This window comes from Porphyromonas sp. CAG:1061, assembly GCF_000435035.1.
GTDB lineage: Bacteria > Bacteroidota > Bacteroidia > Bacteroidales > Porphyromonadaceae > Porphyromonas_A > Porphyromonas_A somerae.
Genome location: NZ_HF988918.1, coordinates 1 through 12,362, shown reverse-complemented (window position 1 = coordinate 12,362; position 12,362 = coordinate 1). Strand labels below are relative to the sequence as shown.

The window sequence follows — 12,362 nt, the reverse complement described above, 5'->3', positions numbered from 1 at the left end:
GGATCCTGAATATGAGCCGTATAATAGATATACTTACCATCAGGCGAAAATGCTAGGATCGACTCCGACGTAGAGTGAGTTGTCACCCTTTTAGCTGCACCTCCATTGGCATTCATCACATAAATATCCCTACTCCCATAGTATCTATCACTTACGAAAGCAATTTTCGAACCATCAGGGCTCCACATAGGAGTGGTATCATAAGCTTCGTGTGTAGTTAATCTAGTGGCCACACCTCCAGTGGTAGACACCTTGTAAATATCCCCCTTGTACGCAAAAGCGATTTCTTTGCCATTTGGCGATATGGATGGATATCTCATCCATAGTGGTTCATCATTTGCAATTGCTGCTCCAGCCATTCCGATAAGTGCAAGAGCAACAAAATAGATTCTTCTAATAATCCTCATATAGGCTATGAATTTTTGTTAGTTAAATTACTAGTTACAAACTTAATCATTTTTTCCCTAACCGTCTTGGATTCTAAGTAGATAATACTTAGCCATCAAAACAAAGCAAAAATCAAAAACGGAGCAGAGATTATTAATAACAGTAACACCTCCACTTTACGATTCGTTTGGAGTGCAAATTTCAAATCTCTATCCGTCAGTGGGTGTGTTGAAGAGCCTATCGTAGGCTTCTCCACCATTTGCCCTCCATAGGCGTGCGTTCCACCAAATTGACACCCCAGCATCAACGCAAGAGCCGCCTCGGGATATCCCGAATTCGGACTTGTATGCTTGCGCCCCTCCTCAAATACCTTGGTACGCAGATCCCACCGCCTATTCGCCACAAGCATAAGCAAAGCAGTAATCCTTGCAGGAATCCAATTGACCACATCATCAATCTTAGCGGCCACGTATCCAAACTCCCCATATCGCTCATTCTTGTACCCAATCATCGAGTCCAAAGTATTGATCATCTTATAGGCCACAATTCCGGGCACTCCAAAGATCAAAAACCAAAAGAGTGGAGCGACCACTCCATCCGAAAGGTTTTCGGATAAAGTCTCTAATGCTGCCACTTTGCACTCTTCCTCAGTGAGCGAATCAGTATCCCTTCCTACGATGCGAGAGAGTTGCTCTCTACCAGCAGGAAGTGAGATGGCAAGCTGTCGAAACACCTCCTCTACCTCCTCTATTAACGTGGTCCCAGCTAGGCAATAGTAGACCAAAATAGCCCCCACCACCACAGAAAGCCACGATGGCAAGAAATAAATCAAGAGAAAAGAGAGCAGTGCCACCGCAAGAATCAGCGATAGTGCCACCATCGCCCCATTCCTACGCCGATGCTCGCCGTGATTATACTTTCCCTCCGTCCACGAAATCACCTTACCAAAACCCACAATCAGGTGAGGCAACCGCTCTGGGTCACCTAATAGGCGATCCAGTAGCCACCCTAGCCATAGCATGATCATCCGTGACAAAAACAGAGCTTGTAGTGAGTAATAGGTCAGCATAGCATATTATTCAAATCATTGAGAGCCGTTATCAGCTTCTCATTTTGTTCTCTACTCTGTGTTGCCAAACGAATATGATAGGGAGAGAGCGTGGGAAAATTAGAGGCATCACGAATCAATATTCCATGGTGAAATACCAACCAATCCTTCACTTCCGCAGCGGTCAAACGCTTCAGTTTAGCAAGGAAATAGTGCGTATCTGTAGGATAAACCTCCACGCCACCTAACCGAAGAAGTTGCTCCACCAACCACCTCCGCTCCTCAAGAAGAGTTTCCAAGTGAAAGGAACGCCCATATCCCAGCAGATAATGCCCCGTCTCCACGGCCATAGCATTGACACTCCACGGCAGTTTCAATACCACTAGCTGCTCCAATAAGGCAGGAGTAGCAATAATATAACCTAGCCTTAGCCCCGGTATTGCATACGACTTAGTAAGGGAGTGAATTAAGAAACAATTGGGTAGGTCCACCACCTCCATAGGTAAGAGCACCCGTTTTGGAGTAAACGCTAGGTAAGACTGGTCAATCACAAAAGTGACCGAGGGGTTACTTCTCATCAAATTCAGTAACTGCTCGTGATCATACGTAAGACCGGTAGGGTTATTAGGATTACAAAGCCACACCACACCATTAGGGGCAAACTCCATCTTTCCCGACATTACCTCGTTAGTTCCAATCTCTATGATTGTATGACCATAGAGCTGTGCACTATGGCGATATTCCGAAAAGGTCGGCTGTGGAATATAAGAACGTCGCCCTGCGAAAAGGTGGGCAATCATATAAATCGCTTCGGTAGCTCCACTCGTCACCAACACAGACTCCTCAGGCACTCTAAACGAGCCAGCAATTTTATACTCCAAAGAGTAGACACGTGGCTCAGGATAACGATGAAGGACCCCCTTTCTTGAAGTAAGATAGCGCCACAACCCCTCATCTTCAGGAAGGTGTGGCACATTAGAGCTAAAGTCAGCAACAATCTCTACCCCTGGATATCTATATCGGTCATCTCCGTGGTCATTAAGCTTCATATCTCAATATCTTGTATAGAAGCTCCACATCAATATGACTTCTCAGATGGCTCGCAAGTTGGTCAAAAGTATCTTCCAACTTCTCAATATCCTTATCAGTGTAGTCGCTCTTATGCGCACTTTTATCGCTCAAGGTATCCTCGCTAGGGAGCTCCACTCCCTCCATATAAGGGATCACTCCAAGAACAGGCACGCCACAAAGCTCCTCAATCATCTTCGTTGCTGGCGCAAAAATAGAGAGGTCGCCCCGAAACTTATTGATCAGGACCCCCTTAATCAGCTTACGATGCTCAGGACGCTGAAGCATCACAGAGCCATACACCGAAGCAAAGACACCACCACGCTCAATATCTGCCACTAAAATTACTGCCGCATCGGCATGCTCCGCCATCGGCATATTCACAAAGTCGGTATCAAGTAGATTGAGCTCACTCACACTCCCCGCTCCTTCGATCACAATAGGATTGTAGCGAGTTTTCAGCTGATCAAAAGCTGCCCAGGCATGACTTTGAAGCTCCCTTCTCCCTTCACTTTGGCGAAAGTAGTCTCTTGCATGTTGCTCACCTACCTCTTTGCCTAAGCAGTAGATATGGGCATTTGTTACACTCGAAGGCATCATCAACACAGGATTGAGCAAAGCCTCTGGCTCCACACCGGCCGCCACAGCTTGCAACGCCTGTGCCACACTGATGCGATCTCCATTCGGTGCAGTATAGTAGTAGGGTGCCATATTCTGAGCCTTAAATGGGGCAGGCCGAAATCCATCTTCCCGTAGCAGACGGCACAGAGCTGCCACAATCATACTCTTCCCCACATCACTCCCCGTACCAGCTATCATTATGGGACGCATTTTTTCCATACCTTTACGTTATATGGTCCTCAGTTTAATATCCTTTTGCGCGTTTCTTGATCACTTCAACTTGAGCTTTTGGGTCAAGTCTTCGCCCCTCAAATAATGCCGTTTCCCATTCACCGTAATTGGGGTTAGGAAGCACAATATAGATAGTTCCAAAATTGCTCATATCGTCACAAGCCACCTTACTTCTCTGCTTCTCATTCAAAGCGTTGTAACCAGGGAAGTCGGTCAGTTGGTCGCCCATATAGATCACCACATCAAAGTCCCTAAGCACCTGCTCCCTACGCAAATCTTTATTGCTAGTATCGCCTTTAAGTAGCAAGTGATCATTATCTGCAAAAGGGAAATCGTACTTCTGTAGGTTGAGCAGAGTCCCCTCTCGCTCATTAAAGTTGCGGTTAGTGATATAAAATATCTCTACCCCTTCACTCGCTGCATACTTAAGGAAAGCAGGAGCACCTGGCACTGTGTCAGCCACAGCCATTGCACACCACTCAGTCCACTCTGCAGGATCAAAAAGCTCCCCTTTTAGCCCCTGGTGAACCGCATTGGGAGAGTTGTCCAAGATGGTCTCATCAATATCCGTAATGATCGCCAATGGCTTATCCCCCTCTTGCGACATAGCAAGTGCCTGATCCAGATAGAGTCTAGCTCCATTAAAAGCTTGATAGCAGAGTGCTTCATACTCTGCCGACCGTTGCATCCAAGCAGCGGTGTATATTTTGGCAAAAGAGAGCTCACTCTCCACCACACGCTTCTGAGTGCCACACCCACATAAGAGTAGCAGCAAAGGAGTCAGAGCAACAATTCCAAACGAAGTCAATCTATTTTTCATACTCTACGATTAAAATTTAAGCGTTAAAGCAAGCATCCCAGTAATTCCCTGACGCTCATAGCCCAACCATCGGCTTTGCTTTTGATGCAAAAGATTCTGACCAATGATAGAAACCCCTACATTGCGGTGTGCGTCATAAGTAACTCTAGCTCCGAGATTCAGACAATTGTAATGATCCTCCACCTTACTTTTCGTAACCACCCCCTCTACATCATCGATCTGAGGCACAAGGTACTTAATACCAGTCAAGGCTTGGAAGTCCACATGTAGCGTCAGCTTATCCATCAGCAGGTAGTTGGCATCGATTCCTAGTTCCATCGCAGGTAACCCAAAGCCTACCGTTGGCTTCTCCTCTAGTGTGCTCTGATACCTATTCACCTTCACCTTGGCTCCAAGATCCAAACCAATCGGTGAGAGATAGCGTGCCTCTGCCTTAACGAATACTTGCCCTACACCACCACGATTGACCTTGGTAAATAATGGGGTAAACAGCCCCTCTTGCTGGCTACTATTTGACGCCATAAATGTGGTATTATAGAGTGAGTAGTCCCAATCAGAGAAGTCACTAAAGTGCGTATATCCTCCATTAACGTCAAGTGAGAAGCCATTGATATTCCCCAACTGAACCCCCATCAATGCTCTGTACTGAGCTATGTCAAAGCCATTGTACACAGCCTCTGCAGAGAGCCATCTATTCTCCTTGTAGAGTTCTCTAAGCCCATGGAATCTAGCCCCACCATCGGCAAGAAGATAGAGCGAAAATAGCTCGTGTGCTCTATAGCGGAACTCCACATCGGGCACCACCAATAGCTTGCGGCTACCACGATTGACAAATTGCACCTTGGCACCCGCCGATAGGTGTAGGTTAGGAGCACTGTACCCCACATGAGGCGCCAATGAGATCTGTTGCATCGGTGAATGAACGTCCAAGAGCATATGTAGCGCTGAGATAGCAATTAATTGATATCTACCATCCACACCAAAGCCCCAGTCGCTTCCGGCAAATTTATAGTCTAGGTTTGCCACTAAATCCAGTCCTAGCTCCGACACCTTCTCAGGCTTTGTCCTCTCTTCACCTAGTGGGAGCACTAGCCTATTTTGCTCATAGAGCATCGAGGCATTATCCTTGCCCGTATAGCTCACCTTTCCAAGAATACCATACTGCCACCGGCTAGCCAAGGCAATAGGTGCAGGGCTAAGGGAGAAATTAATTTCCGCCCCACCCATCTGATACATCGGATAGGTAGCATCTAATAGCGATGCAAAGGGCTCCTTACGTGGAGAAAATAGTCCATAAAAAGTATTGGCATGATGAAATAGCTCCACTCCACCCCCTACAGTACGCTCTTCAAGTGCGTGATTGTAGTTGATCCCTATGCGGGTATCGTGTGTCTCATCAATCTTTTTTATACCGATAGATGAATACTCCCCTCTCACATACCTAGATAGATGTTCTGCCGATAGCATCAGCGTACCAGCCTCACTTGTCTTGGTGAGGAAGGCCAACTCGGCACCACCGATACCTGGATAACCTCCAAATAGTCGCGCGTGGAACTTTTGCTTCACCGCTTCAGGAGCCAGAGGATTATCCAAGGGCTCAAATAGCTTGGGCGTCACATTCATAGCAATCGCATAGGTATTGCGGGCAAAGCGAATCGGTTTCAGCTTCTTAGGGACACTTCCCTCTAGAGGATTAAAAAAGACCTTCTCAGCCTCCTGCCCCACAGGTTGGTACTCTCTCTGTAGTACCATCTCTCTCTTCAGCGTATCAGCAGCAAAAGGGTTGGCGAGTGCCTCTCCTCCAGCAAGTAGTAGAGCTCCAGTTAGGAGCCACGGACGGATATATTTCATCATCATCTATTGATTCTATTTTAATATTCCCAAGCGGGTATCAATCATCTTAAGTATTCCATCATTGCGATTGGAATAGCTCCCCTTCACACTCTCAAGATAGAGTTTTGCACTCTCCTTATCGCCCAGCTTATCGTAGCAGTCCGATAGGAGGATAAAGGCCCTCGCTAGCCAGTATGCATCCGTAGTACCTCTAGTGGTCACTTGCTCCATCTCCTTCTTGGCAGCTTGATAATTACCTTGATCGTAGAGGTCTAGCGCCAAGATGGTACGAGCGATGGCATGGCCACCAAAATCCTTATGCTTCATCACCAGCTTTGCATAGCGAAGGGCTTGCGACTTTTGATTGTCGAGAGCCGTCAATTTTGCTGCAGAGAGGTAAACCTTTGCCGCTGCTTCATCGCTTACCGATAGAGTGCCATTAGCCACCTGATTCGCTAAGCTCACTGCGAAGTCGATGCTACCACTCGTTTCGGCACGCTCGGCAGAGGAGATGACCCACGTACTACGACCAGCTTTGTCGCCCACGCTAAGTGCCAACGACAGATAGGCTTCTGCCGCCCTACCCGGCTCATTGAGTTTATCGTAGCTAGAGGCCAAAAGGCGATAGCTATCCTCTGCCAATTTGCCTTGGAACGTCTTCACACGACCGCTCAGCAACGTTACCACATCGCTATACTGACGGGCTTGATACTTCAGAAGTGCCTGGCTGTAAGTGGCTTTATCCACAAAAGCCCCTCGTGGATAGCTCTTTATGTAAGACTCTAGCGCCTCAATGCCCTCTGCATTGGCACCACGAGCCACCACACCTTCGGCAGCTAGGTAAGCGAGGGAATCGAGCTCCGTCAAAGAGAGCTGCTCCGACACCCCAGTCTCTTGCACTAGTCGGCTATAACTATCCACCCTATTGAGTTGGATACTGATGCTTTTTAAGTCCTGAAGGGCACTCTTTGCCTCGCCACTCTGCGGATAGTTTCGTACTACACGCTCGTAAGCCTTTACCGCATCGTCCAAACGGCTCTCCCCATAGTAGGTAAGAGCCAATTGTAGAGCTACTTTAGGTGCAAATGGGCTATTGGCACGCTCTCTCAAAAAGCGGGTGAAAAGTTGCTCAGCCCCCGACACATCACCCACCGATTGTCTGGACCTTCCCTGCTCATACAGAGCCTCATCGATCAAGGAAGAGGCAGGATATCTCTGTGGAAGGAGAGCTAAAAGAGTTGCTTTATCTTGATATTTTTTCTGCAATCCAAGGATCATCGCCCGATTGAAAAGTGCATGATCTGCTTCACGACCTCCTGCCTGCTCGGCCTTTTGGTAGTACCTCACCGCCTCCTCATAAGCTCGGCGTTGCATAGCAATATCGCCAAGTCTACAATTCACCGCACTCTTCTGGTCGGGAGTAGGCTCAGTCAATTCACTCTCAAAGCGTTTTAGCCACGCTTCTGCATCGCCATAGCGACCCAAGTTGTAGCAGGCATAGCCAAGTGTGTAGTAGGCATTGGGATTCAGAGGCAAACTACTAGGGCGAACCTTGAGGTATTGCTCAGTACTGCGAATGGCCTCGCGATAATCCTTGGAACGGTAGGCTGCTTCGCCTTTCCAGAGATAGGCCTCTGCCACGCTCTCAGCATCACGTCCGCTCTTGATCAATTCGTCGTATTGCTGAGTGGCTACACTCACATCGCCACTAGCAAGGGAGGTGCCAGCACGGCGAAGCTTCACACGATCTCGCACTCGCACCAATTCGGTGGGTAGTGGTGAAAACTCCTCAAGCGCCTTCAGTACCGCCCCACTATTGGGCTCATGAAGATAAGCTTCCTCTAGGTAACTCAGCACCTCTCCTCGGTAACTACTCTGAGGGTATCTTTCCAAGAAGCGAGCCAAGCGACGGCTCCCATCGCCCAATCGCCCTGGTGTCCCAGCATAGCTAGCGAGTGCTGCATTGTAGGCCGAGACTTCGGTGATAGGTGCATATACCCCCATCGCTGAAGCTCTGTCGAATAGATCTATTGCTCCCCCTAGTTTGCGCTCAGAAAGCCTACAGAGACCAGCGTAATAGAGTGCCAATTGGCTCATAAAGTTCGTACCTTCTTCCCCAACCTGTAGCAAGTAGGGCTCCGCCTCTCCATAACGGGCTAGAGCCAATAGCTCCTTACCGAGCGTAAGGAGCTCTACACCACCAGCATCACCGCCAGCGGCCAAATATTGCTTCAAATAGCGCACCGATGCCTCACTCTGCCCTAGCAAGCTAGTAGCAAGTCCAGCAGTACGAGAGAGCGACGCTTGCACAGATCGGTCGGCATCGCGACCACTAGATAGTCCACGCTCAGCCAACTGAAGTGCCTCGCCATAACGCCCTTCGGAAAGGCGGGCCTCACCCAGATACGCCAAGGCATAGCTGCCATATTGTGGGTGATTTACCAACTCACCAAGATAGCGACTTCCCTTGCTCAGGGCACCCCCCTTCATCGAGAGATAACCGGCGTAAAAAAGGGCATCTGACTTTCGTTTCTGGTAGTAGGTAAGAGGCTCAAAAAGTGCCAAAGCCTCACGATCTTGCCCTTCTCGCATCAAGGCGTATCCAAGACGATACTCCACCTCCGCACAGAGATCCTCGGGAAGAAGTGCCCGATTAACCTTTCGGAGCCAGTAAACGGCACTGCCATACGCCTCCGAGGCGTAGTAGAGCCCACCCAGAGCTGCCATCGCCCGATCGGTGTAGCTGGAGTGCGGATGCTGCTCCACAAAGTGCAATAGCTCTAACTCGCTATCACCACACTGCAGCGTACCACGAGACAATGCAAGCAGGTAACGACTCTCCACATCCTCTGCGCCAAGCGACCAAGGGCTATCCCAAGCACCACCAAGAGCGCCCAAGACACCCACATCACTTCCCGTAGCTGTTGCCTCTCGAGCCAACTCCACCGGGGACTTATAGCCACTTATGCCGCCTAGCTCCTGACCATGGACTACCGAAGAAAGTCCAAACATTGCCAGAAAAAATATGCAGAAACGATTATTCATCATGTCAAAAAACTTCTCAAAAGTTACAATTCTCCTCTCCCCATAACCTTCCGCAAATGTACCCAAAATTTGCGACCTGAGCCCAAACATTTTGCCACGTACTGGAGTGCAAAACAACCTCTGGAAAAAGCCGAATAAATTGCGGGCAAAAAATCAGTTGGAGAAAAATAAAAAGACAAGGCAAAGCAAATTTCGCGGGTGGTTTAATGGATCAATATTCCCTATAGAGTATAATAAATACCTATATTTAGTACCTAATATATACCTATTTTAGGGGTCTATTATAGAGTATTAATCCAATTAATCCAATAATAGCTAAGAAGTATGAATATCAATGGGTTACAAGTGGATCAATAAAACCCATGTGGATCAATGACTTTTGCATATTAAGGTCTGTTAAGGGTTGAAAAATACAAATCGCAAAATTAATAATCAGACGAATTGGATTAATCAATCCACCTAAAAGCAACCGATTTTAATATAAATGAATATCATATTTAATCCATAGATTACATATTTAACGAACAGCTTTGAAGCAAGAAAACAGCGGTTTTCATACGTAAGTAATTCACCTTTGAAGGGTATTCACCTTAGGTTTGCACCGTGCAAACTTCTTGATTGCTCGTATGATACACTTCAATTTGCCCTTAAAAATCGCCCTTTACATTATCATTTTTCACGAAAATATAATATAGTTTAACCTTAGGGGGCTTGCAAATACTCATATTTAACATATAATTAAGAGCGTTTTTTGCCACCGAAACCACTTTTTAAGCCAAAAGAAGTAAATCGAGGAGCAATTGTGCGAAGTCAACCCGCCTTAGTCACCACGTAAAATGGTTGAATACAACTCACCAATCTTTTAGCTAGGAACAAAGCAATCGCTTAGTTGCATCTCGTCAATTGCTTAGTTGCAACTCGGCGATTGCTTAGTTGCAACTAAACTTTCACTCTCCTAACCTATTGAATTACTGAGGGCTACAATCAATGTATACAGAAGGTAATTAGGCTAATGTGTAGCAGTCATTAATCAGCCTTTCTTGTGCGTCAACTTTGCTTCAGAAGTTGGAACCTTATGTGATCCGAGCTATTTTCAGTATCTTTGTAAGTGAAAGTGAGGTTTTTAATTTACCCAATAGATTAAGTACACATATATTATATAGCTATTTTATGAGTAAGATGATATCCAACCTAACGCCAAGTGCGTTTTTTGTGACCAAGGGAAGTGGTGAGTCGGACCTAGAGCTACACGCTGGTTCTTATCACATGGCGCTTTATGATGCAGGAATCAATGACTATAATATTATGGTCTACTCCTCGATCTTGCCCAAGACAGCTCATCTAGTGACGATGGATGAGATTGATTTGCCCCCATTTGGTTCGGAGATGAAGACGATTATGTCGGTTTCGCACGGGACGCAGGATGAGTTTGTATCAGCTGGAATCGTTTACGCATGGATGTATGCCGATGAAAACTTTGATGAGAAGATTGGCGGACTGGTATGCGAGGTGAATGGTCGATACCGTATTGAGGAGCTAGAGGCTAGGCTCACAAGGGTGATCATAGATCTACACGAGAAGACTTATAGCCAATATTACCTAGGTGAATTGAACTTCGTGACCGAGGGAATCACTATCGAAAAGCGATATGGGACTGCACTCGTCGGGCTCTGCTTTATGGACTTTGAGCAGAATGAGAGTTCAATCGGTGTATAATAGTCTTTGTTAGATAACATTCACTTAATACTTTAAGGAAGAAGGGGGGGTGGCTCTAATAGCAGACCACCTCCCTCCTCTTGAGGTATCTGAGACGGTCACCCCAAAAGTATATATATAATATGGCAAGAAAAAGCAAAGCTCCAGAAATAGTGGAGGGGATAAGGATAGAGCGAATGGCGGCAGAGGGTCGCTGTGTGGGACATCTGGAGGATGGTCGTGTGCTCTTCGTCCCTTACTCTGCGCCTGGTGACATAGCAGATATTACACTCGGCAGACGTCGGAAGTCCTATGCAGAGGGGCGGATTGCTAGGCTATTGGAGCCCTCTCCAAATAGAGTGGAGCCACGGTGTACCCACTATGGTCTATGCGGTGGCTGCAAATGGCAGCACCTGAGCTATAGAGCCCAGCTAGAGGGGAAACAACAGCAGGTAATCGACCAACTGGAGCGTGTGGGACATCTTGAGATTGATGAAATGCGTGAAATCATAGGGAGCGAAGAGACTTATGACTATCGCAATAAGCTGGAGTTTACCTTCTCCAACCGTCGCTGGCTTTCTCAAGAGGAGCTCTCAGAAACACCTAAAGAGGAGGCTTTGGATCTTGCGGGGCTGGGCTTTCATGTACCTCGAATGTTTGACAAGGTGCTGGATATTGAGCAGTGCCATTTGCAGGGGGAGCTCAGCAATAAAATTAGGTTGTTTATCAAGGCGTTCACCACTCAGCATTCCGGCTACGACTATTACGACCTTCGAAAGCATGAAGGGTATATGCGGACGTTGATGATCCGAACTAGTAGCACGGGCGAAGTAATGGTAGTGGTAGTCTTTGCTTATGAAGATAAGCAAAAACGGGAAGCCCTCCTCGATGCTCTTGCCAAGGCTTTTCCTGAGATCACCTCACTGATCTATGTGATCAACAATAAATTGAATGACGCTTGGGGAGATCAAGAGGTTTTCTGCTACGCAGGTGAGGATCATATATGGGAGGAGATGGAGGGTCTTCGCTACAAGATTGGGCCAAAAAGCTTTTATCAAACCAATAGCAAACAGGCACTTAGGCTGTACCAAGAGGTACGAAAACTAGCCAATCTCCAAGGAGATGAACTTGTCTACGACCTCTACACTGGCACCGGTACCATCGCTTCATTTATCTGCCGAAATGCTAAGCGCGTGATAGGTATTGAATATGTGGAAGAGGCGATTGAGGATGCTTGTATTAATAGAAGTGTAAATGGACTGGAAAACCTGGACTTCTATGCTGGAGATATGAAGGAGGTGCTCACAGATAGCTTTATTGCTGAGCACGGTAAGCCTGACGTACTGATTACCGACCCGCCTCGGGCTGGTATGCACCCCGATGTGGTGCAGACAATCCTTAGGGCAGCACCGCAAAGGATTGTATATGTAAGCTGTAATCCGGCCACACAAGCAAGGGATGTGGAGATGATGAAGGAGGCATATAAGGTAGTGGTAGCACAGCCTGTAGATATGTTTCCTCATACCAGTCACGTGGAGACGGTAGCTCTGTTGTCCAAACTAAATACAGAACATCATTTAGATATAGAGTTTGACGCTATTAATAAATGACAAG

The 12,362-nt window shown here is 47.1% G+C and carries 8 protein-coding genes and 1 pseudogene; 2 read left to right on the top strand and 7 right to left on the bottom strand.

Annotation, left to right across the window (positions count from 1 at the left end):
• The 7 genes and pseudogenes from QVO39_RS05250 to QVO39_RS05220 all read right to left on the bottom strand — a co-directional run.
• Window positions 1-407 (bottom strand): annotated as a pseudogene (locus QVO39_RS05250) (S41 family peptidase); the annotation flags it as partial.
• A gap of 95 nt (window positions 408-502) precedes the next feature.
• Window positions 503-1,456: an adenosylcobinamide-phosphate synthase CbiB gene (gene cbiB / locus QVO39_RS05245; RefSeq protein ID WP_021903307.1), complete on the bottom strand. Its 954-nt coding sequence runs from the start codon at window positions 1,454-1,456 to the stop codon at window positions 503-505.
• Complete coding sequence (locus QVO39_RS05240) at window positions 1,450-2,484, bottom strand: threonine-phosphate decarboxylase (RefSeq protein ID WP_021903306.1); 1,035 nt, start codon at window positions 2,482-2,484, stop codon at window positions 1,450-1,452. The genes cbiB and QVO39_RS05240 overlap by 7 nt, the downstream gene beginning before the upstream one ends.
• Window positions 2,474-3,343, bottom strand: coding sequence for a cobyric acid synthase (locus tag QVO39_RS05235; RefSeq protein WP_021903305.1), 870 nt, complete (start codon window positions 3,341-3,343; stop codon window positions 2,474-2,476). The genes QVO39_RS05240 and QVO39_RS05235 overlap by 11 nt, the downstream gene beginning before the upstream one ends.
• A gap of 25 nt (window positions 3,344-3,368) precedes the next feature.
• A complete protein-coding gene (locus QVO39_RS05230) occupies window positions 3,369-4,175 on the bottom strand; it encodes a 5'-nucleotidase, lipoprotein e(P4) family (protein ID WP_021903304.1) in 807 nt (268 codons plus the stop codon).
• A 9-nt stretch (window positions 4,176-4,184) separates the two neighbouring features.
• The gene (locus tag QVO39_RS05225; RefSeq protein WP_021903303.1) at window positions 4,185-6,032 is read right to left on the bottom strand and encodes a TonB-dependent receptor; all 1,848 of its coding nucleotides are present in this window, start codon (window positions 6,030-6,032) and stop codon (window positions 4,185-4,187) included.
• A gap of 9 nt (window positions 6,033-6,041) precedes the next feature.
• Window positions 6,042-9,056 (bottom strand): tetratricopeptide repeat protein, encoded by a 3,015-nt coding sequence (locus QVO39_RS05220; RefSeq protein WP_288171800.1) that lies wholly within the window; start codon window positions 9,054-9,056, stop codon window positions 6,042-6,044.
• A 1,167-nt stretch (window positions 9,057-10,223) separates the two neighbouring features.
• Here QVO39_RS05220 and QVO39_RS05215 point away from each other — a divergent pair.
• The gene (locus QVO39_RS05215) at window positions 10,224-10,769 is read left to right on the top strand and encodes a pyruvoyl-dependent arginine decarboxylase (protein WP_018028088.1); all 546 of its coding nucleotides are present in this window, start codon (window positions 10,224-10,226) and stop codon (window positions 10,767-10,769) included.
• A 122-nt stretch (window positions 10,770-10,891) separates the two neighbouring features.
• Window positions 10,892-12,358, top strand: coding sequence for a 23S rRNA (uracil(1939)-C(5))-methyltransferase RlmD (gene rlmD, locus QVO39_RS05210; RefSeq protein ID WP_021903301.1), 1,467 nt, complete (start codon window positions 10,892-10,894; stop codon window positions 12,356-12,358).
• Window positions 12,359-12,362 lie beyond the last annotated feature (4 nt).

Excerpts from the sequence above, each read along its gene's own strand:
- QVO39_RS05225 (WP_021903303.1), bottom strand. The coding sequence starts at position 6,032 with ATGATGATGAAATATATCCGTCCGTGGCTCCTAACTGGAGCTCTACTA.
- QVO39_RS05230 (WP_021903304.1), bottom strand. The coding sequence starts at position 4,175 with ATGAAAAATAGATTGACTTCGTTTGGAATTGTTGCTCTGACTCCTTTG.
- cbiB (WP_021903307.1), bottom strand. The coding sequence starts at position 1,456 with ATGCTGACCTATTACTCACTACAAGCTCTGTTTTTGTCACGGATGATC.
- QVO39_RS05240 (WP_021903306.1), bottom strand. The coding sequence starts at position 2,484 with ATGAAGCTTAATGACCACGGAGATGACCGATATAGATATCCAGGGGTA.
- rlmD (WP_021903301.1), top strand. The coding sequence starts at position 10,892 with ATGGCAAGAAAAAGCAAAGCTCCAGAAATAGTGGAGGGGATAAGGATA.
- QVO39_RS05215 (WP_018028088.1), top strand. The coding sequence starts at position 10,224 with ATGAGTAAGATGATATCCAACCTAACGCCAAGTGCGTTTTTTGTGACC.
- QVO39_RS05220 (WP_288171800.1), bottom strand. The coding sequence starts at position 9,056 with ATGATGAATAATCGTTTCTGCATATTTTTTCTGGCAATGTTTGGACTT.
- QVO39_RS05235 (WP_021903305.1), bottom strand. The coding sequence starts at position 3,343 with ATGGAAAAAATGCGTCCCATAATGATAGCTGGTACGGGGAGTGATGTG.